Genomic DNA, 19,826 nt, shown 5'->3' with positions numbered 1-19,826 from the left:
CGGACCGGGTCAGAGCCGGTGCACGCAGGCGTTGCCGCCGCCGGCTTTCGCCTCGTACATCGCGGCGTCGGCGACCCCGACAGCACGCCACAACGAGTCGGTCGATCCCGGTTCGACGGAGCACCACGCCGCACCGACGCTCATGGTGACCTGCGGACCGCGCTCGCCCGGGGTGACGGTGGGCAACGCGCCGACGCGATACCGGACCTCCCCGGGCACCCCGGCGACGAGCACGGTGAACTCCTCGCCGCCGTGCCGGGCCACGGTCGCACCGGCCCCGAAATGCTCGAACAGGTGCCGCGCAGCCTCGCCGATGACCGCGTCGCCGATGGCGTGCCCGTGGACGTCGTTCACCGTCTTGAACCGGTCGATGTCGGCGATGACGACGGCCACCGCGAGACCACGGCGGTGCGCCATCGGTTGCAGCGACGCGAAGTTGCGCTCGAGTCCGGCACGGTTCGCCGCGCCGGTCAGGGAGTCGGTGTACGCCAGCTGTGCACGGGGGCGCAGGTCACCCCACAGTGCACGGACGGTCAACGGGACGCCCAGCGCGAGCCACGTCGCGAGGCTCAGCAGGATCGTGGTGCGCCCACTCGGCGTCGCCGAGCTCGCGACCGCCACCAGACACCCCACCGAGATGGCGATGTGTGCGAGGAACGCCAGTCGCCCGACCAGCAGGCCGGCGAACGCACCGACGAAGAGGAAGAGGGAACACCCCATCATCGCGAGCGTCTCGTCCGCGACGGCCGTCACGCCCAGCGCGATGCCGACGTCCGCCGCGACGACGAACGCCACGGCCCCGCGGCCCTCGAACGTCGACGGCGTGGCGGCCGACGTCGTGGCTAGGCACAGGGCGAGGGCCACCAGCGACCACAGCAGGCGGGTGTTCGTGGCCGTCGCCGCGAGTCCCGATCCTGCTGCCAGGGCCGCCCACCCGGCGAAGCTGACACACGCCATCGTGGTGGTGACCCGTACCGGCCCGTCGATCGCACTGTCGCGAGTCGGAACCCACGTGACCGGCGCGGGCATCCGCCGGATCACTCCCCACCCAGACGCTGGCATCTCCCCCGGACGAGCGCGCACCTGCGGTGCTGCGCATGCTTGATCACAATCCGCGATCGCGAACCTGTTAACGGTAACAAAGGTCACGCGGGGGCGCCGCGGTCAATCGGTCGGATGACCGGTTCGTCCGGGACGGTGCTGTCAGGTCGCGTAGTTGAATCCCACCCCGATCGCCGCGGCGACGAGAAACGCGAGCAGCACCAGCACCAGGGCGGCCGCGAGGATCTTGCCGGTGCGGCCGCCCGGGGGGAACCGTCGTGTCACGTCCGGGTCCGCGTCGTCGCGGACCCAGGTCGTGGATTCCGCTGCGGGAGGGGTCGATCCGGGTGCGACACCGCCGCCGGGTTCGAGGTCGGGGACATTCTCGGGCTCGGTCACGATCGCCACGCTACGAGCGACCCGGGGGGCCTGACGAGGCGCGGACGGCCCGGGCGCGAAGGTGCGGCCGAACGGTGACGACAGCACCGGGGAGGTCTCGGTTCGGTCGCGGACGTCGCACGCGTGCACGGTGCGTCCCGCGCAGTCTCTGTACGATCAGTCCAGAAACATCACGCACGACACCGGTCGGGAGACATGAACGCAGATCTGGTGGTCCTCACCGACGAATCGGGCGCACCGACGGGCGTCGCCGACCGCACGACGGTCCACACCGCGGACACGCCCCTGCACCTCGCCTTCTCCTGCCACGTGGTGGACGACGCCGGCCGGATCCTGATGACCCGCCGCGCACTGAGCAAGCGGACATGGCCCGGCGTGTGGACCAACTCCTTCTGTGGGCATCCGCGACCCGAGGAGGCGGTCCCGGACGCGATCCATCGCTACGCCCCGCGAGAGCTCGGGTTCGGGGTCGCCGACCTGCGCTGCGTCCTGCCCGGCTTCCGCTACCGCGCCGTCGACGCCAGCGGCGTGGTCGAGAACGAGATCTGCCCCGTCTTCACGGCGCGTCCGGTCGGCGAGGTGCGTCCCGCCGCGGACGAGGTGGCCGAACACACGTGGTCGCCGGTCGTCGACGTCTGGGCGGCCGTCGAACGGACGCCGTGGGCGTTCAGCCCGTGGTTCGTCGACCAGGTGTCGCAGCTGACGCCGGACGACCTCCTCCGCCCGGCGGGCGTCGCCGGGGTCTGACCCGCCGCACCCGCCCCACCACCCCGGGACGGTCCCGCGGCGTGGCACCATCGCCGACCGTGGGTGGGACACGAGCGATCCGTGGTGCCGTCGCCGCCGCCGCGGCGGCCCTTCTCCTCGGCACCGCGGCGTGCGGTGCGTCGACGCCGGCGCCTCCCGCGGACTCGTCTCCACGCGTCGAGTCCGCATCGAGCGCGGCCGCGCCGACGCCACCCGAACTGCCGCGCGGGGGACGCGTCCTGTTCCCGGGGCAGCGGCTCGTCGCGCTGTACGGCACCGATGACGGTGGTGGTCTGGGCGCCCTGGGTGTCGGCACGCCGGATCAGGCCGCCGTCCGGCTCGAACAGCAGGCGGCGGCGTACGCGCGGCCCGGCCGGCCGGTGCTGCCCGTCATGGAGATGATCGTGACCGTCGCCGACCCGACGCCGGGACCCGGCGGCTGCTACTCGCACCCGATCGCCGACGCGGACGTGGACCGCTACCTCGCCGCCGCCCGTGCGCACCGGCAGATGCTCGTCCTCGACGTGCAGCCCGGCCAGTGCCCGTTCCTGCCCCAGGTGCAGCGGTGGACGCGGTTCCTGACGCAACCCGACGTTGGGTTGGCCCTCGACGCCGAGTGGCGGATGCCGTCGGGCGTCGTGCCCGGGACGCAGATCGGAACGGTGTCGGGGGGCGAGGTGAACGGGGTCGTGACGTGGCTCGCCGACCTGACCCGTCGCGGCGCCCTGCCGCAGAAGCCCCTGGTGCTGCACCAGTTCACCCCGGACATGATCACCGGCCGCGGCGGCGTCCTCACCCCGCCGGAGCTGGCGCTCATCGCCCACACGGACGGGTTCGGCACCACGGGGACCAAGGTCCGCAAGTACGCCGAGCTCGCCGACCCGCGGATGCACCCCGGCTTCAAGGTCTTCTACCGCCAGGACATCGGGGTGATGAACCCCGCGCAGGTGCTCGCGCTCGCGCCGTCGCCGGACTACATCAGCTATCAGTAGTGGCCGGTCCGCGACGTTTCGTCGCCGACGGGACGGGTATGTCACGGCGACGACGCTGACGAGATCACCGGGCGTCGGCACTGTCGGTACCCGACCGCGCCGCGAGGCGGGTGAGGAGCGGTTCATGCTCAAGGGGAATCTCGTGTCGGTGGCTCTGCCCGACGGGCGGCGGTGCGTGTGCACCGTCGTCGCCGTGCGACACAGCCCGGTCGATTTCGTCGAACTCCAGCCGATCGGTGGCGGCGCCAGGATCGCCGCGCCGATGTCCCGGATCACGCACTCCCGGGAGATCGACCAGGAGAAGGGCGTCGAGCGGGTCATCGCCTCGCTGGTGTTGTCGCCCTCGCGCTGACCCACGCCGCCCGCCGTTGACACCTGTCCAGATGGGTGTCCATCATCGACCATGTCGTCGGAGCCGCGGGTCGCGGTCATCGGGGCCGGGTTCGGTGGACTCTGCGTCGCGCTGCGTCTCGCCGCCCGTGGACACCGGTCGTTCGTCGTGTTCGAGCAGGCCGACGACGTCGGCGGCACGTGGCAGGCCAACACCTACCCGGGCGCGGCGTGTGACGCACCGTCACACATCTACAGCTACTCGTTCGCCCGCACCGTCGCCTGGTCACGCCGGTTCGCGCCCGGCCCCGAGATCCACGCCTACCTGCGTCGGTGTGTCGCCGATGCCGGCATCGGCGACCGGATCCGGCTGTCGACGACAGTCGTCGCCGCGGCGTGGCGTGACGGCGCCTGGCATCTCGACCTCGACGACGGGACCGTCCATGTCGCCGACGTCCTCGTCCCGGCGGTCGGCCAGCTGTCGGTGCCGTCCGTCCCGGGCTGGGCGACCCCCGAGGCCGTCGCGGCGGCGGGGTTCCCGGGTCCGGTGTTCCACACCGCCCGCTGGCGCCACGACGTCGACCTGCGGGGGAGGGACGTCGCCGTGGTCGGGACCGGCGCGAGCGCGGTCCAGGTCGTCCCGGAGATCGTCGACGAGACAGCCCATCTGACGGTGGTCCAGCGGAGCGCGCCGTACGTGCTCGCCCGACCCGACGCCGACTACGGGTCGCCGCACCGCGCGATCCCGGGGTACGCAGCGGTCGCTCGCGTGGGCATCTGGACGGCGTTCGAGGCGTTCACGCTCGCGTTCTGGCGGTTCCCGCAGGCGATGCGCCTGATGCGCCGATTGTTCCTGCGCCAGTTGCGATCTGCCGTGCCCGATCCGGTCCTGCGGGCGCGACTGACACCCGACCACGAGATCGGCTGCAAGAGGATCACGGTGTCCAGCGACTGGTACCCCGCGCTGCAACGTCGACACGCCGAGGTCGTGAGCGGCGCGGTCGAGGGACTCACGGCCGACGGGCTCGTCGTCGGCGGTGTCGTCCATCCCTGCGACGTCGTCGTCCTCGCAACGGGTTTCGCGACCACCGAGTTCCTGACGGGGGTGTCGGTCACCGGCCGTGACGGGTCGACGCTCGCCGACGCGTGGCGCGACGGGGCGTCGGCCCACCTGGGCCTGTCCGTGCCGGGCTTCCCCAACATGTTCCTCGTCTACGGCCCGAACACGAATCTCGGTGCCGGGTCGATCGTCTTCATGCTCGAGACCCAGACCGCCCACATCCTCGACGCGGTCGACGAGATCCGACGATCGGGTGCGGCGCTCGAGGTGCGTCCCGAGGTCCACGAGCGCTTCCGACGGAACGTCCGCGCAGCGGAGCACCGCACGGTCTGGGCCGGGTGTCGGAACTGGTACCACGACCGCGACGGACACGACACGCACAACTGGCAGTGGTCGATGCGGTCCTACCGTCGTCGGGCGGGCCGTCTCCGACCCTCGGACTACCTGCATGCCTGAGCCCGCCCGCCGTCGTCACGTGGATTAGGACGCCGTCGCAGTGGGTAGACCGCGTCCCGACCAGGAACCCGAGAACGTGGGGAGCGGCGATGGTGCACACCGTGGACGACGAGTCGGACCGGCGGGACACCGCGCCGGACCTGTACGACGACCATCTCGAGGTGCACACCGCCATCGCGCGGCTCGCGCGCCAACTGCACGGCATCGAGGCGCGCGGGATCGACCCGTCGGCCGTCCTGGCCGAGGTGACGCACGCGGCGGTGACCTTGCTGCCCGCGGTCGACCACTCCGGCATCACGCTCGTCAGCCGGCGTCGCGGCGTCAAGAAGCCCTACCTGGAGTCGACGGCCCCGACCGGCCCGGTGCCCGAGCGTCTCGACGCGCTGCAGCACACCCACGACGAGGGCCCGTGCTACGAGGCGGTCTGGGAACACGAGACCATCGAGGTCCCGGACATGGACGCCGAACGCCGCTGGCCGTCGTTGACCGCGGCGATCCTCGGCGAGTTGCCGGTCCGGTCGTCGCTGTCGATCCAGCTCTACGTGTCCGACCTGGACATGGGTGCGCTGAACCTCTACTCCGAGCGCTCGCACGCCTTAGACGACGAGACGCGCGACCTCGCGCACATCCTCGCCACCCACGCCGCCGTCGCCATCTCCGGCGCCCGACGGTCGTCACAATTCCGCAGCGCGCTCGCGTCGCGCGACATCATCGGACAGGCCAAGGGGATGTTGATGGAGCGGTTCGACATCGACGCGGTCCGCGCCTTCGACCTCATCCGGAAGCTCTCGCAGAACACCAACACGCGCCTGTCGGAGGTCGCGGAACGGCTGGTCCACGCCGATCACCCGCCGTTGTCGCGCGATCGGGAACACACCGACACCCTGTGACGTAGTTCACTGCGGGTGCTGTCGGGTGACCGCCTCGCAGTGGGTTTACACATGTGCACCACCGTCGTATCGTGACAACGAGCGTTGACGACAACAGAAATTGTCACGATCGACGACGACGAGGTCGTCCCACAACGGAGGTGCACGATGACGGTCATCGCGGACAACACGGTCGCGCAGGACGGAACGCAGCCGCAGGGCGCGGTCGCCGACTCCCGGCTGGACCAGGGACCGCAGGAGGTCTCCGACCGCCTCATCGCCTCCGCCGCACGGCTCTCCCGCAACGCGATGACCGAGGTGGACTGGGACGAGCCGCTCGACCCGACGAAGTACGGGTGCAGCCCCGAGTGGTGCACCCTCTACGGCACCGACCTGTGGAACAGCCTCGACGAGAAGCAGCAGATCGAGCTGACCAAGCACGAGACCGCGTCGGTCGCCTCCAACGGCATCTGGTTCGAGATGATCCTGCAGGAGATGGTGCTGCGCGATCAGTACCTCGGCGAGTACCACAGCCCCGAGTTCCAGTGGTCGCTCATCGAGATCGCCGACGAGTGCCGCCACTCGCTGATGTTCGCCAAGGGCTCCGAGAAGCTCGTCGGCACCTCCTACCGGCCGTCGAAGCTGGTCGGCTTCCTGGGTCAGGGCTTCAAGCTCCTCGCCCGCAAGGAGGTCGCCTACGCCGGCATCCTCGTCGCCGAGGAGGTCCTCGACGTCCTGCAGCGCGGCTGCATGAACGACGACCGCGTCCTGCCCTTCGTCCGGACGATCAACGAGATCCACGTCCTCGAGGAGTCGCGCCACATGAAGTTCGCGCGCGAGGAGGTGCGTGAGTCGCTCAAGGGTGTGGGCTGGCTGCGTCGTCAGATCAGCGCGCTCATCATCGCGATCGCCGGCTTCGTGATCGTCGGCAGCCTGCACTCGCCGCAGGCGTACGTGAACGCCGGTCTCGACCGCAAGCAGGCCATGGCGGCGCGCCAGAAGAACGCGCACTTCCACTCGATGATGCGTGGCAGCTGCCAGCACCTCATGGAGTTCCTCGACAGCGTCGGGTTGCTGACCCGCCCCGCGGCGTACTGGTACCGCCGCGCGCACATCCTCTGATCGCGGCGCGCAGTGGCTTTCGCGATCACCCAGTCGTGTTGCAGCGACGCCGGGTGTGTGGCCGTCTGTCCGGTCGGCTGCATCCACCCGGCACCGGGTGAGCCGGGGTTCGGTACCGCCGACATCCTGCACATCGACCCCGAGAAGTGCATCGACTGCGGCGCGTGCGCCGATGCGTGCCCCGTCGACGCGATCTTCCCGATCGACCGGCTGGGTCCCAAGGACGCACACTTCGCCGAGGTCAACGCCGCGTACTACCGCGACACCGAGGTCGATGCCGGACCCACGCAGACCCAGTACGCGCGTATCCCCCGGCTGCCCGAGGGGTTGCACGTGGCTCTCGTGGGCACGGGTCCGTCGGCGGGCTACGCGCTGCGCACCCTGCTGAACCGCACGACGGCGTCGGTCACCGTGATCGACAAGCTCCCGACCCCCGGCGGTCTGATCCGCTCGGGCGTCGCGCCCGACCACCCGGCGACGAAGAACATCATGCACGGCTTCGACCTGCACCTGCGCGACCCGAGGGTCACCGTGCTCGGTGGGGTGGAGGTCGGCGTCGACATCACTCCCCAGGACCTCGCCGACCACTTCGACGCCGTCGTCTACGCGGTCGGTGCGTCCGAACCGCGTCGCCTCGGCATCGCCGGTGAGGACCTGCACGGCAGCACGTCGGCCACCGAGACCGTCGCCTGGTACAACGGCATCCCCGACGTGGAGAACCCGCTGCGGCCCGGCGTCGTCGGCCGCACCGTGCTCGTCGGTACCGGCAACGTCGCGCTCGACATCGCCCGGCTGTTCCACACCTCGTCGGATGCGCTGCGTCGCACCGACATCGCGGACCGGTCGCTGCCGTTCTTCGACGACAACGCGACGTCGGAGATCGTCCTGCTCGGCCGCCGCGGACCCGAGACCGCGGCCTACACGAAGGCCGAGTTCGCCGCGCTCGCAGCCATGCCCGACGTCGAGGTGGTCACCCTCGATGCCGACGAGGTCGACCCGTCGGAGTTCTCCGGACCCCCGCAGGCCGGCCGACGCCGTGTGGTGTTCGTGTTCGGCACCCGTCCCGTCGAGGTGATCGGCGATGCCGGCTCCATGACGGCAGTGCGTGTCCGGTCCGGCGAGCGCGAGTACGACATCGCCGCCGACAACCTCATCAGCTCCATCGGCTACCGGACCAGGCCCATCGCGGGCCTGCCGTTCGACCCCGACGCCGGCCTCATCCCCAGCCACGACGGTCGCGTCGTCGACGGCGACGACGTGGTGCGCGGCTCCTACGTCGTCGGGTGGGCCAAGCGAGGGCCGTCCGGCGGTATCGGGGCCAACCGTGCGTGCGCGGAGGACACGGTGACCGCCGTCGTCGACGACATCGCCGACGGACTGGTCCCGTCGCCCAACCGGGACGCCGACGAGCTCGAGGCATTCCTCCGCAAGCGCGGCGTCACCCCGATCCGACGGCGCGGCATCCGCACCATCGACCGCGTCGAGCGGGAGCGGGGCGCCGGAGCCGGTCGTCCGCGCGTGAAGCTCACCAGCACAGAGGAACTGACGAAGACCGCTCGTCGGCGTCGTCGCCGGGGCTGATCCGCCTCAAGGACGGGGCCCGACGGACTCCGGATCCGCCGCCTGTCGGCGCACGGACGCGAGCGCGTCGGTCATCTCGCGCAGGCGCTCGACCGACATCGTCGACCCCAGCCGGTGGGCCAGTTCGTCGTGGAACGTCTTCTCGGCGGCGGTGAGGACGGCCCGGCCGGAACCGGTGAGTTCGAGCCATGTCGCGCGGCCGTCGTCGGGATGGCGGTGGCGGTCGAGGTACCCGGCCGCGGCGATGCGATCGACGAGCTTGCTCGCCCCGCCGTCGGTGATGAGCAGGGTGGTGGCGATGTCGTGGACCCGTGCGTGGTCGCGACCGGCCACGACCCGCATCGGTTCGAACCAGCTCAGGGGCAGGTCGTGGACGTCCCGCAACCGCCCGTCGACGGCGTTCCACAGCAGGATCTGCGCGCGCACGAGGTGGTCGAAGAGTTCGGCCGCGACCGTCCCGTCGTACATCACACCTCCGGTGGCCGTCTGGACGGTCGGTGAGTCCGAAGAAGCCTGCGTGAGGAATTCTCCTCATCGACGGATTTGGTTTCCGTGGAAACCATATACTCGGAGGAGTCGTGAGGAAGGGGGACCGGGATGCGACCACCTCGTCACCGGTCGATCCCGGCGCACGGCCCTGCTCGGTCGCGACCGTGACCGCCGACGACACCCGTCGGCGGCAGATCGAGGCCGACGACCAGATGAGCACCTGGGCCGACCTGCTCCACCCCCGGTTCGCCCCGATCCACCGACTGTCCGACGGGGCCGTCGCGGCCGTGTCCGTCCAGGTCTCCGGGCCACCCGGCACCGCGATCGCAGAACCCCACGCCCTGGTGCACGCCGCACGCCAGATGGGTCTGGAGCGTGTTGTCGACGCGACCCGGCTCGCGGTCGCCCGGACCATCACCCCGGTCGCGGGTGCGGGCGACGTCCCGCTGCTGGTGACGATCGACCTGCTGTCGACCACCGCGGCCACCCACGACGACTCCGTCGACACGGCGGCCGTGTCCGTGCGACCGCAGGATCTGCTGCACCACCCGCACCGCACCATCGCCGCCGTACACGCCGCGCGTGGTGCCGGGCGGGCCGTCTGGGTCGACGGACTGGGTGTCGACGACAGCGCCATGACGTTGCTGGCGCTCATCGAACCCGACGTCGTGGTCGTGGACCGACAGGTCATGCAGATCGGGTCGTCGCAACGCCTCGGCGCCTTCGTTCACGCGCTCTCCGCGCACGTGCAACAGACGCCGACCGTCGTCATCGCCGACGGCGTGGACTCACCCCGCCACCGGCAGGTCGCACAGACCCTGGGCGCGACCCACGGCATGGGGGCGATGTTCCCCGCGGTCGAGCATCCGAGGACGGTCACCGGTTCTCGCGCGCCGCTGACGATCACGACGCGCGCCCACGCGGAGCCGGCGGAACCGACCACGCCGTACTCCCTCTGCGCCGGGTCGCACCGGGCGCGGCGAGGGAGCAAGCGTCTGCTGATCGAGATGAGCAAGGCGCTCGAGGCGCAGGCCGCGGCGAGCGGCGGGGCCGTCGTCGTCCTCGGCACGTTCCAGCACGCCCGCCATTTCACCGTCGCCACGGCGCTGCGGTGGGATCGTCTCGCGCAGACCACCGCTCTGGCCGGTGTCTACGGCGTCGGGGTGCAGCCGATGGCCGACGGTGCCGTCGTCCACGCCGCGCTCGACCCCGACGACCCGCTCGCCGACGAGTGGAACGTGGCGGTTCTGGCGCCGCACTTCTCGGCGCTGCTCGCCGCCCGTGACCGCCACGACGACGGCAGCGACCTCGACCGCACCTTCGACTTCGTGCAGACCTACGACCGCGCGACCGTCATCCGCGCCGTCCACGCCATCCTCGACCGATTCCTGGAGAACTGAGCGGTCGATAGCCTCGGGGGATGGACTTCGCCCCGTCGCCACGCGCCGCCGACCTCGTCGACGCCGTCTCCGAGTTCGTCGCCCGCGAGATCGACCCGATCGAGGACGGCTACCACCGTGAGCTCGCGGGGGTGCGCGCGAACGGCGGTGATCCGTGGACCCCGCTGCCGGTCCTCGCCGAGCTGCGGGAGAAGGCCCGCGCCGAGGGTCTGTGGAACCTCTTTCTCCCGGCGGGTCATGAGGGTCCATGGGCGCAGCGCTACGGGACCCGTGGGGGCGCCGGGCTGAGCAACGTCGACTACGCACCCGTGGCCGAGGTGATGGGCCGATCGGCGATGGCGCCGTACGCGTTCAACTGCAACGCGCCCGACACGGGCAACGCCGAGGTGCTGCTCAAGTACGGATCCGTCGAGCAGCAGGAGCGGTGGCTCGCACCGCTTCTCGCCGGCGACATCCGCAGCGCGTTCTGCATGACCGAGCCCGCGGTGGCGTCCTCGGACGCGACGAACATGGAGCTGACCGCCGTCCGCGACGGTGGTGACTGGGTGCTCAACGGTCGCAAGTGGTGGTCCACCGGTGTCGGTCACCCCGACTGCCGCATCCTCATCGTCATGGCGGTCACCGACCCCGACGCCGACCGCCACCACCGTCATTCGATGATCCTCGTCCCCCGGGACGCGCCCGGCGTCGTCGTCGAGAGACTGCTCGACACCATGGGTTTCCGGGACGAGCCCTACGGCCACGGCGAGGTGAGCTTCACCGACGTGCAGGTGCCGGCCGAGAACGTGATCGCCGGCGCGGGGAAGGCGTTCGAGATCGCCCAGGGCCGGCTCGGTCCGGGACGCGTGCACCACTGCATGCGTCTGATCGGACTCGCGGAGGCCTCGCTCGAGCGCGCGATCCGTCGGGGGATGGACCGGACGGCCTTCGGGAAGCGGTTGATCGACCTCGGCGGCAACCGGGAGCGGATCGCGTGGGCGCGCATCCAGATCGACTCCGCCCGACTGCTGGTGCTGAACGCCGCGTGGAAGCTCGACGAGGGCGGCCCGACGAACGCTCTCTCGGAGGTGTCGCAGATCAAGGTCGCGGTGCCGACGATGGCCCAGCAGGTGATCGACATGGCGATGCAGATCCACGGTGGGGGCGGGCTGAGCAGCGACACCCCGCTGGCGGCTGCATGGACCGCGGCGCGGGCGATCCGCCTGGCCGACGGCCCCGACGAGGTGCACCTCGGCATGGTCGCGCGCCTCGAACTGGCCAAGCACCGCTGACGAGCAGCGGTGACGCCAGGCGATCTGACGACATCGTCACAGTTGGGATCGTGCGATGATGACCCGATGACCAGGAGTGACCGGTGAGCGGCGACGGTGCGGCGAGTCGTTCCGAGCGTCGTAAGCAGCAGACCCGCCAGGCGCTCATCCGGGCGGCGCAGCAGTTCCTCGCCGAGGGGCGGACCGCGGTGTCGGTCCTCGACATCACCACCGTCGCCGACGTGGGGACGGGGTCGTTCTACAACCACTTCGCGACGAAAGAGGAACTGTTCGACACCGCGGTGATGGCCGTCGTCGACGTCCACGGCGCGATGATGGACGGCCTGACCGCCGACATCGACGACCCTGCCGTGGCGTTCACCCAGAGCTTCCGACTGACCGGACGACTCCACCGACAGTTCCCCGAACTGAGCAGGGTGATCGTGAACCGCGGCCTGGGCATGCTCACCGCGGACGAGGGCCTGCTCCCGCGCGCCCGCCGCGATGTGGGGGCGGCCGTCGAGGCCGGCAGGTTCGTCGTCACCGACCTCGACCTCGCGCTGACGGTCGTCTCGGGCGCCACCCTCGCGCTGGCCAAGCTGCTGCTCGACGAACCCGATCGTGACGACGCCGAGGCGACGGACACCGTCACCGGGCACGTGCTGCGCGCCCTCGGCGTCCCCGAGAAGAACGTCGCCGCGTTGATCGCGCTGCCGCTGCCCACGGCGACGGTGCAGGTGACCGGACTGGAGATCGGTCAGAACGCGTAGCGCACGCGCAGCCAGGGTGTCGTCGTGGCCACGAGGTCGCAGAGGGCGTCGACGCCGCGACGCTTCACGTCGTTGCGGTAGCGGACGTTGGTCATGCCGTTCTGGGATCGCTTGGGCTGCTGGATGTCCGGTCGCCACAGCACGTCCTCGGCCTTCGGGTGCCAACCGAGGTTGACCTCGTGCAGCTGCTCGTTGTGGGTGAGGAAGATGACCTCGGCGGCGGCCTGCGCCCGGAACGCCGCGCCGGTGCCGTCGGCGACCTGGAGCAGCAGCTCCCGCCAGTCCTCGAGCCACCCGTCGCGGATGACGACCGGGGACAGGTTCAGGTGCACCTCGTAGCCGGCGGCGACGAAGTCGTCGATCGCGGCGATGCGGTCGGCGACGGGGGTGGTCCGGATGTCGAGCAGGCGGGAGTCGCGGTCGGGCATGAGCGAGAACCGCACCCTGGTGCGCCCGCACGGCTCGAGGTCGAGCAGAGACCGGTTGACGAACTTGGTGGCGAACGACGCCTTCGCCGCGGGCATCTCGGAGAACGCCCGGATCAGGTCGGCGACGTTGTCGCTGACGAGTGCGTCGACCGAGCAGTCGTTGTTCTCGCCGATGTCGTAGACCCAGGCCTGCGGGTCGCACTGGTTCGGTTCCGGCTTCGTCCCCTGCCGGACGACGTGGCGCCGCAGGTACCCGACGATGCGGTCGATGTTGGTGAACACGGTGATCGGGTTCGCGTAGCCCTTCCGCCGCGGCACGTAGCAGTAGGCGCACGCCAACGCGCAGCCGTTCGCGGTGGACGGCGCGACGAAGTCGGTCGATCGCCCGTTCGGTCGGGCCGAGAGCGACTTCTTCTCCCCGACGACCAGGTTCTCGACCTTCGTGCGGACCCAGCGGTCGACGCTGCCGGCGTTGCCGTGCAGCTCGGGGATGTTCCAGTGCGACGCGACCTCGACGACGTCGGCGTCCGGGAAGCGCGCCCGCACCTGCTGCCCCCGCGGGCTCTCGAGCGCGCCAGGTTCGGCCCAGAGGGTGCGGACGTCGAGGAGATCGGAGACCACGGGGCGGGTGGTCGCGGGTGTGCCGGGCATCCGCCCGTTGTACCCCGAGCCTCCGACAGTCCCCGCCGCTGCGCGTCCTCCAGGGTCAGTCGGGGCGTCCGGGTCGGCGGTGCCAGGCGGTGCGGTCGCCGCCGGAGCCCTTGGCCTCGTACATCGCGTAGTCGGCGTCGCGGAGCACGTCGTCGATGGAGCGGTGGTCGTCGACCGGGACGGCGACCGCGCCGATGCTCGCGGTGATGCGGACGGCGCGGCCCTCGAGGCCGATGGTGCCGCGCAGCGCGCCGTGCAACGCCCGGGCGACGTCCTCGACGTCGTCGGCGGAACCCCGGAGGACGGCGACGAACTCGTCGCCACCCACGCGCCCGAGGACGCCGCCGCTCGGGATGACCGATGCCAGCCGCGCCGAGACGCGGGTGAGCAGGTCGTCGCCGACGCTGTGTCCGAGGGTGTCGTTGACGGCCTTGAGGGCGTCGAGATCGAGGTACAGGACGCCGAGGTCGCAGTCGCGTGCCGGGTCACGCACGGCCTCGGCGAGCTCCTCGACGACGTGCTGCCGGTTCGGCAGGCCGGTGAGCGAGTCGTGCCGTGCCTGGTAGCGCAGGCGCGCCTCCGCCTCGCGGTCGGCGGTCACGTCGGCGAAGGACGAGATGACCAGCCGCGTGTGGTCGACACCCACGAGCGTGGTCGTCCCCCGGATGATCACGACCGTCCGGTCGCGCCGGGTGATCTCGAGATCGAAGCTCGCGGGCTCGCCGGTCTGCTGCGCCCTGCGGTGGGGGAGCTCGGCGGGGGTGATCATCTTGCCGTCGGTGCGGCGGACCAGACCGCGTTCCCACAGCAGCGCCGGGAAGTCGGTGCCGATCGCCTCGTCGGCCTCGACACCGAGGAGACGCGCGGCGGCCGGGTTCATCGATCGCACGTAACCGCGACGGTCCTGCACCACCACCCCGTCGACGAGGCTGTCGACGATCTCGGCGAGGCGCCGTTCCGCGACCCGCGCGGACTCCTCTGCGGTCGACTGGCCGGTCAGGTCCCTCACCGAGGACATGATCGCGGGACCGCCGTCCCAGGTCGTCGGCGCCGATCGGGCCTCGACCGTGCGGACCCGTCCTCCGGGGCGGACGACCTGCGCCAGAACCGTCGATGTCGTGGGAGTGCCGTCCAACAGGTCCTCGATCCGGTCGTACAGGACCCGGCGGGAGTCGACGTGGATGAAGCCGTCGATGCGTTGGCCGATGATCTCGGCCGGAGACACCGCACCGAGGATGGCGGCCGCCGCGGGATTGGCGTACTGGACCACCTCTCCGTCGTGGACACAGATCGCGTCCGGCGACGACTCCACGAGACGACGGAACGCGGCGTCCGGTGTCGCCGTGCTGTCGTGGTCCATGCTGTCGGTCCGCTCTCGCCCCTCGGGCTCCGCCGCGTTCGGTGTGAGGGAGATTACTCGCCGGTAGCCGGGCGTCGTCGCCCCGCACCCCTGTACGGGTCACAGTGCCAGGTGGGCGATCGACGTGTTGTCGCAACGTCACTGCAACGTGGTGGTCCTACTGTCCCTGGACACACGACATACCGCGCACATCCGACGCGGGTCGCCCGAGCACAGGAGTGACACGGTGTCCGTCGACGAACCGATCCGTACGCAACCGACGGCCGCGGCCGCCCCCGACTCCGACTATCTGGAGAAGCGACAACTCAAGGGCGGGACGGCCGGGTGGTTGCTGCTCGCGGGGCTCGGTGTCAGCTACGTCGTCTCCGGCGACTACTCGGGGTGGAACTTCGGCCTCGCCGAGGGCGGTTTCGGCGGACTGGCCATCGCGGCCGTGATCATCGCCGCGATGTACGTCTGCCTGGTGCTCGGCATGGCCGAGCTGTCGTCGGCACTCCCGGCGGCCGGTGGCGGCTACACGTTCGCCCGACGGGCACTCGGACCCTGGGGTGGTTTCGCCACCGGGACCGCGATCCTCATCGAGTACTCGATCGCACCGGCGGCGATCGCGACCTTCATCGGTGCGTACGTGGAGTCGTTGAACCTCTTCGGCATCACCGACGGGTGGTGGGTGTACCTGGTCGTGTACGCGATCTTCATCGCCATCCACCTGTCCGGCGCGGGCGAGGCGCTGAAGGTGATGTTCGTGATCACCGGCATCGCCCTGGTCGGTCTGATCGTCTTCGCTGTCAGCGCCGTCGGCGAGTTCGATCTCGGCAACCTGACGAACATCGTGCCGACGGACGCCGCCGGTGCGTCGGACCTCCTCCCGTTCGGCTACATCGGCATCTGGGCGGCCATCCCGTTCGCGATCTGGTTCTTCCTCGCCATCGAGGGTGTGCCGCTCGCGGCCGAGGAGACCGCGAACCCCGAACGCAACGTGCCGCGCGGGATCATCGCGGCGATGGGCGTTCTCGTCGTCACCTGCGTGGCCGTGCTCATCCTGACGACCGGGGCCGGTGGGGCGGATGCGATGTCGGCGTCGGGCAACCCGCTCGTCGAGGCGCTCGGGGGCTCGTCGATGGCGACGGTGGTCAACTACATCGGGCTCGCCGGCCTCGTCGCCAGCTTCTTCTCGATCATCTACGCCTACTCGCGGCAGCTGTTCGCGTTGTCGCGGGCGGGCTACCTCCCGACGGCGCTGTCGGTCACCAACTCCCGCAAGACGCCGACGCTGGCGCTGATCGTCCCCGGCGTCATCGGGTTCCTGCTCTCGCTCACCGGTGAGGGTGCGCTCCTGCTGAACATGGCCGTGTTCGGTGCCGCGCTCAGCTATGTGTTGATCATGGTGAGTCACATCGTCCTGCGTCGCCGCGAGCCCGACATGCCGCGGCCGTACCGGACGCCGGGCGGTGTCGTCACGACGGGCTTCGCGTTGGTCGTCGCCGTCATCGCGGTCATCGCCACGTTCCTCGTCGACACCGTCGCGGCGCTCTGCTGCCTCGGGGTGTTCGCCGTGTTCATGGCGTACTTCGCCCTCTACAGCCGCCACCGTCTCGTCGCCGCGTCGCCCGACGAGGAGTTCGCCGCTCTGGCCCGGGCGGAGGAGGACCTGCGGTGAGGTTCTCCCAGACCCTGTCGGGTACGACCTACGAGTTCGACGGTCTCGTCGACCTCATGGCGAAGGCGACGCCGAAGCGGTCCGGCGACGAACTCGCCGGGTGCGCGGCCGAGTCGGACGCCGAACGCGCCGCCGCGGCGTGGCAACTCGCCGACGTCGAGCTGTCGACGTTCCTCTCCGAGGTCGTCGTCCCGTACGAGACCGACGAGGTCACCCGGCTCATCGTCGACGGTCACGACCGTGCCGCGTTCGAGACCGTCTCGCACCTCACCGTCGGTGGCTTCCGGGACTGGCTGCTCGAGACCTCCACGCGGGCAGACGCATCCGAGCGCCTCGCCGCCATCGCCCCCGGTCTGACCCCGGAGATGGTGGCGGCGACGTCGAAGATCATGCGCAACCAGGACCTCGTCCTCGTCGCGAAGGCGTGCTCGGTGGTGTCGGCGTTCCGCACCACCATCGGGCTGCCGGGCCGCATCGCGACCCGCCTGCAGCCGAACCACCCGACCGACGACCCCCGGGGGATCGCGGCCGCCACCCTGGACGGCCTGCTGATGGGGTGCGGCGACGCGGTCATCGGGATCAACCCGGCCACCGACTCACCCGAGGCCACATCGGATCTGCTGTACCTCCTCGACGACATCCGGCAGCGGTTCGCGATCCCCATGCAGTCCTGCGTGCTCTCGCACGTCACCACCACCGTCGAACTCATCGAGAAGGGTGTGCCCGTCGACCTGGTGTTCCAGTCGATCGCCGGGACCGAGGGCGCGAACAAGGGTTTCGGTGTCGACTTGTCGATCCTGCTGGAGGCCAACGAGGCCGGGCGATCCCTGCATCGCGGCACCGTCGGCGACAACGTCATGTATCTCGAGACGGGCCAGGGATCGGCGCTCTCGGCGAACGCGCACATCGGCACCGGCGGCAAGCCTGTCGACCAGCAGACGCTCGAGACCCGTGCCTACGCCGTCGCCCGGGCACTCGACCCGCTGCTGATCAACACCGTCGTCGGGTTCATCGGGCCCGAGTACCTCTACGACGGCAAACAGATCATCCGCGCCGGCCTCGAGGACCACTTCTGCGGCAAGCTGCTGGGCCTGCCGATGGGTGTCGACGTCTGCTACACCAACCACGCCGAGGCCGACCAGGACGACATGGACACGCTCCTCACCCTGCTCGGGGTCGCGGGTGCGGCGTTCGTCATCGCGGTCCCGGGTGCCGACGACATCATGCTGGGTTACCAGAGCCTGTCGTTCCACGACGCGCTCTACGTCCGGCAGGCGCTCGACCTGCGTCCGGCGCCGGAGTTCGAGGCGTGGTTGGCCGGTCTCGGCATGGCCGACAAGGACGGTCGGATCCTGCCCGTCGACGTCGGGACGTCGCCGCTGCGATCGCTGACGGTCGCGCGATGAGCGACTCAGGGGTGAGCCGGCCGGACACCACCGACGCCTGGGCGGACCTGCGTCTCACCACCCAGGCCCGGATCGGTCTCGGTCGGGCCGGCAACTCGCTGCCGTCGCACCGGGTCCTGGAGTTCCGGGCGGCGCACGCGGCCGCTCGCGACGCCGTGCACGACCCGCTCGACGTCGAATCGTTCGTCGCGACGATCGCCGGGTGCGGGCTCGGTGATCCCGTGGTGGTCACCAGCAAGGCGTCCTCGCGGGGTGAGTACCTGCGCAGGCCCGACCTCGGACGGCTCCCCGACGACCTCTCGTCGGTGCCGTCGACGAACGCCGACATCGGGATCGTCCTCGCCGACGGGCTCTCGCCGCGCGCACTGGTCGACCACGCCGAGGGTCTCGTCCTCGCCCTGAAGGAAGCGTTGTCCGAACGGTTCTCGATCGCGCCACCCGTGATCGCCACGCAGGCGCGGGTCGCACTCGGCGACCACGTCGCCGAGGCGTTGGGCGTGCAGACCCTCGTCGTGGCGATCGGCGAGCGTCCGGGATTGTCCGTCGCCGACAGCCTCGGCATCTACCTCACCCATCGGGCTCGCCCGGGGTGCAGCGACGCCGACCGCAACTGCATCTCGAACATCCACCCGCCGGACGGCCAGAGCTATGCCACGGCGGCGCGCATCACCGCGTCGCTGGTGGACGGCGCCCGCCGACTGGGGCGGTCGGGTGTGTCGCTGAAGGACACCTCGCGCGCCGAGATCACCGCCGCGACAGCGCCGGTCATCGAGTCCGCCTGATCACTCCTCGCGGCCGCGGGACTGGCGCAGCAGACGCGCGCGCTCGACGAACTGTTCGTCCTTCGCGTGGTTCTTCTCCGCGGCGGCGGTGTCCCGCGGCGGCAGTTGCACGTGTTCCTCCGCGGGCAGCCCGGCCTGCAGCTCCCGCGCGCGTTCGAGTTCGGAGTCGAACTCGGCGCCGAACAGCAACGCCAGGTTGGTGATCCACAGCCAGAGCAGGAAGACGACGACACCGGCGAGCGCGCCGTAGGTCTTGTTGTAGCTCGCGAAGTTCGCGACGTAGACGGCGAACAGCGCCGACGCGACGATCCACACGACGATGGCGAGCAGGGCTCCCGCGCTGATCCACCGGAACTTCGGCTGCCGCACGTTCGGCGTCGCCCAGTAGAGGATCGCGACCACGGTCACGACGAACACGAGGATCACCGGCCACCGGGCGATGTTCCAGACCAGCAGACCGGTGTCGCCGAGGCCGATACGGTCGCCGACGGACCGGGCGATCGGCCCGCTGACCGCGAGCATGAAGGCCACCGCCGCCGTCATCAGCACCGCCACCAGGGTGACGAGGAGCATCGCGGGCCGCAGCTTCCAGATCGGCCGGCCCTCCTCGATCTCGTACATCCGGTTCAGCGCCCGTCCGAACGCCCCGACGTACCCCGACGCCGACCACAGCGCGCCGAGGACGCCGATCACGAGGGCGAATCCTGCGCTGGGTGCGTCGACCAACTGCTGCACCGGGTCCCGAAGGGTGTCGACCACCGACGCCGACCCGAGGTCACCGATCACGTCGAGGACCGCGTCCATCGTCCGCTGTCCCTGCCCGAACACACCGAGCAGGGACACGAGCGCCACCAGGGCCGGGAACAGCGACAAGACGGAGTAGTACGTGAGACCCGCTGCGATGTCGGTGCATTGGTCCCGCGAGAACTCGCGCGCTGTCTTGCGGAGGGTGAAGACCATCGAGGGCTTCGTCAGCTCCGTGGGCGAGTCGGGCTTGCGCGGATCATCCGGGTCAGCGGTCACGGCGCAGGGA

General features: G+C 70.5%; 19 protein-coding genes. 13 read left to right on the top strand and 6 right to left on the bottom strand.

From position 1 onward, the window contains the following. Positions 1-9: 9 nt before the first annotated feature. Both LX12_RS17500 and LX12_RS17495 read right to left on the bottom strand, forming a co-directional pair. Positions 10-1,029, bottom strand: a complete 1,020-nt coding sequence (locus tag LX12_RS17500) for a GGDEF domain-containing protein (RefSeq protein WP_253655858.1) — start codon at positions 1,027-1,029, stop codon at positions 10-12. A 174-nt stretch (positions 1,030-1,203) separates the two neighbouring features. After that, on the bottom strand, positions 1,204-1,440 hold the full coding sequence (locus tag LX12_RS17495; protein WP_253655857.1) for a DUF6480 family protein: 237 nt from the start codon (positions 1,438-1,440) through the stop codon (positions 1,204-1,206). A 195-nt stretch (positions 1,441-1,635) separates the two neighbouring features. Between LX12_RS17495 and idi the strand changes: the two genes are divergently transcribed. The 7 genes from idi (at position 1,636) to LX12_RS17460 (ending at position 8,597) form a co-directional block, all read left to right on the top strand. After that, positions 1,636-2,187, top strand: coding sequence for an isopentenyl-diphosphate Delta-isomerase (gene idi, locus LX12_RS17490; protein ID WP_253655856.1), 552 nt, complete (start codon positions 1,636-1,638; stop codon positions 2,185-2,187). A gap of 59 nt (positions 2,188-2,246) precedes the next feature. Further along, positions 2,247-3,179 (top strand): hypothetical protein, encoded by a 933-nt coding sequence (locus tag LX12_RS17485; RefSeq protein ID WP_253655855.1) that lies wholly within the window; start codon positions 2,247-2,249, stop codon positions 3,177-3,179. A 124-nt stretch (positions 3,180-3,303) separates the two neighbouring features. Beyond that, complete coding sequence (locus LX12_RS17480; RefSeq protein WP_253655854.1) at positions 3,304-3,531, top strand: hypothetical protein; 228 nt, start codon at positions 3,304-3,306, stop codon at positions 3,529-3,531. Positions 3,532-3,582: 51 nt separating this feature from the next. After that, positions 3,583-5,025 carry a flavin-containing monooxygenase gene (locus tag LX12_RS17475; RefSeq protein WP_253655853.1) on the top strand — a complete coding sequence of 481 codons (1,443 nt, stop codon included), beginning with the start codon at positions 3,583-3,585 and terminating at the stop codon, positions 5,023-5,025. A gap of 89 nt (positions 5,026-5,114) precedes the next feature. After that, positions 5,115-5,915 (top strand): GAF and ANTAR domain-containing protein, encoded by an 801-nt coding sequence (locus tag LX12_RS17470; protein WP_253655852.1) that lies wholly within the window; start codon positions 5,115-5,117, stop codon positions 5,913-5,915. Positions 5,916-6,062: 147 nt separating this feature from the next. Beyond that, complete coding sequence (locus LX12_RS17465) at positions 6,063-7,016, top strand: AurF N-oxygenase family protein (RefSeq protein WP_253655851.1); 954 nt, start codon at positions 6,063-6,065, stop codon at positions 7,014-7,016. Positions 7,017-7,073: 57 nt separating this feature from the next. After that, positions 7,074-8,597 (top strand): FAD-dependent oxidoreductase, encoded by a 1,524-nt coding sequence (locus LX12_RS17460; RefSeq protein ID WP_253655850.1) that lies wholly within the window; start codon positions 7,074-7,076, stop codon positions 8,595-8,597. 6 nt (positions 8,598-8,603) lie between these two features. Here LX12_RS17460 and LX12_RS17455 read toward each other — a convergent pair whose 3' ends face one another. Beyond that, positions 8,604-9,065, bottom strand: coding sequence for a MarR family winged helix-turn-helix transcriptional regulator (locus LX12_RS17455; RefSeq protein ID WP_253655849.1), 462 nt, complete (start codon positions 9,063-9,065; stop codon positions 8,604-8,606). Positions 9,066-9,175: 110 nt separating this feature from the next. Between LX12_RS17455 and LX12_RS17450 the strand changes: the two genes are divergently transcribed. The 3 genes from LX12_RS17450 to LX12_RS17440 all read left to right on the top strand — a co-directional run bounded on the left by LX12_RS17450 (position 9,176) and on the right by LX12_RS17440 (position 12,506). Beyond that, entirely contained in the window at positions 9,176-10,486 is a 1,311-nt protein-coding gene (locus LX12_RS17450; protein WP_253655848.1) for a DICT sensory domain-containing protein, read from the top strand. A 20-nt stretch (positions 10,487-10,506) separates the two neighbouring features. Next, positions 10,507-11,757 (top strand): acyl-CoA dehydrogenase family protein, encoded by a 1,251-nt coding sequence (locus LX12_RS17445; RefSeq protein WP_253655847.1) that lies wholly within the window; start codon positions 10,507-10,509, stop codon positions 11,755-11,757. An 83-nt stretch (positions 11,758-11,840) separates the two neighbouring features. Beyond that, positions 11,841-12,506, top strand: a complete 666-nt coding sequence (locus tag LX12_RS17440) for a TetR/AcrR family transcriptional regulator (protein ID WP_253655846.1) — start codon at positions 11,841-11,843, stop codon at positions 12,504-12,506. Here the strand turns inward: LX12_RS17440 and LX12_RS17435 are convergent. Together LX12_RS17435 and LX12_RS17430 are read right to left on the bottom strand one after the other, a co-directional pair. Continuing rightward, positions 12,494-13,585, bottom strand: a complete 1,092-nt coding sequence (locus LX12_RS17435) for a spore photoproduct lyase family protein (RefSeq protein ID WP_253655845.1) — start codon at positions 13,583-13,585, stop codon at positions 12,494-12,496. The genes LX12_RS17440 and LX12_RS17435 overlap by 13 nt on opposite strands. 55 nt (positions 13,586-13,640) lie before the next feature. Further along, positions 13,641-14,945 (bottom strand): diguanylate cyclase domain-containing protein, encoded by a 1,305-nt coding sequence (locus tag LX12_RS17430; RefSeq protein WP_253655844.1) that lies wholly within the window; start codon positions 14,943-14,945, stop codon positions 13,641-13,643. 226 nt (positions 14,946-15,171) lie between these two features. On the opposite strand from LX12_RS17430, the gene eat reads away from it, so the two are divergent. From eat to eutC, 3 genes are read left to right on the top strand one after another with little or no spacing between them, the layout of a single operon-like run. Next, positions 15,172-16,605 carry an ethanolamine permease gene (gene eat, locus LX12_RS17425; protein ID WP_253655843.1) on the top strand — a complete coding sequence of 478 codons (1,434 nt, stop codon included), beginning with the start codon at positions 15,172-15,174 and terminating at the stop codon, positions 16,603-16,605. Further along, the gene (locus LX12_RS17420; RefSeq protein ID WP_253655842.1) at positions 16,602-18,011 is read left to right on the top strand and encodes an ethanolamine ammonia-lyase subunit EutB; all 1,410 of its coding nucleotides are present in this window, start codon (positions 16,602-16,604) and stop codon (positions 18,009-18,011) included. Before eat ends, LX12_RS17420 begins: the two co-directional genes overlap by 4 nt. Continuing rightward, entirely contained in the window at positions 18,008-18,793 is a 786-nt protein-coding gene (eutC, locus tag LX12_RS17415; RefSeq protein ID WP_253655841.1) for an ethanolamine ammonia-lyase subunit EutC, read from the top strand. The genes LX12_RS17420 and eutC overlap by 4 nt, the downstream gene beginning before the upstream one ends. Here eutC and LX12_RS17410 read toward each other — a convergent pair whose 3' ends face one another. After that, positions 18,794-19,816, bottom strand: a complete 1,023-nt coding sequence (locus LX12_RS17410) for a YihY/virulence factor BrkB family protein (protein ID WP_253655840.1) — start codon at positions 19,814-19,816, stop codon at positions 18,794-18,796. It abuts the gene before it with no gap. Positions 19,817-19,826: the final 10 nt, after the last annotated feature.

Origin of the sequence: Williamsia serinedens (assembly GCF_024171725.1) — a bacterium.
GTDB classification, from domain to species: Bacteria; Actinomycetota; Actinomycetes; order Mycobacteriales; family Mycobacteriaceae; genus Williamsia_A; species Williamsia_A serinedens.
This window is presented reverse-complemented; position numbering and strand designations above follow the sequence as displayed.

What these genes read in the sequence shown, in the direction of transcription:
- LX12_RS17435 (WP_253655845.1), bottom strand. Translation starts at nt 13,585, where the DNA reads ATGCCCGGCACACCCGCGACCACCCGCCCCGTGGTCTCCGATCTCCTC.
- eutC (WP_253655841.1), top strand. Translation starts at nt 18,008, where the DNA reads ATGAGCGACTCAGGGGTGAGCCGGCCGGACACCACCGACGCCTGGGCG.
- LX12_RS17465 (WP_253655851.1), top strand. Translation starts at nt 6,063, where the DNA reads ATGACGGTCATCGCGGACAACACGGTCGCGCAGGACGGAACGCAGCCG.
- idi (WP_253655856.1), top strand. Translation starts at nt 1,636, where the DNA reads ATGAACGCAGATCTGGTGGTCCTCACCGACGAATCGGGCGCACCGACG.
- LX12_RS17475 (WP_253655853.1), top strand. Translation starts at nt 3,583, where the DNA reads ATGTCGTCGGAGCCGCGGGTCGCGGTCATCGGGGCCGGGTTCGGTGGA.
- LX12_RS17430 (WP_253655844.1), bottom strand. Translation starts at nt 14,945, where the DNA reads ATGGACCACGACAGCACGGCGACACCGGACGCCGCGTTCCGTCGTCTC.
- LX12_RS17470 (WP_253655852.1), top strand. Translation starts at nt 5,115, where the DNA reads ATGGTGCACACCGTGGACGACGAGTCGGACCGGCGGGACACCGCGCCG.
- LX12_RS17455 (WP_253655849.1), bottom strand. Translation starts at nt 9,065, where the DNA reads ATGTACGACGGGACGGTCGCGGCCGAACTCTTCGACCACCTCGTGCGC.
- LX12_RS17480 (WP_253655854.1), top strand. Translation starts at nt 3,304, where the DNA reads ATGCTCAAGGGGAATCTCGTGTCGGTGGCTCTGCCCGACGGGCGGCGG.
- LX12_RS17500 (WP_253655858.1), bottom strand. Translation starts at nt 1,029, where the DNA reads ATGCCCGCGCCGGTCACGTGGGTTCCGACTCGCGACAGTGCGATCGAC.
- LX12_RS17445 (WP_253655847.1), top strand. Translation starts at nt 10,507, where the DNA reads ATGGACTTCGCCCCGTCGCCACGCGCCGCCGACCTCGTCGACGCCGTC.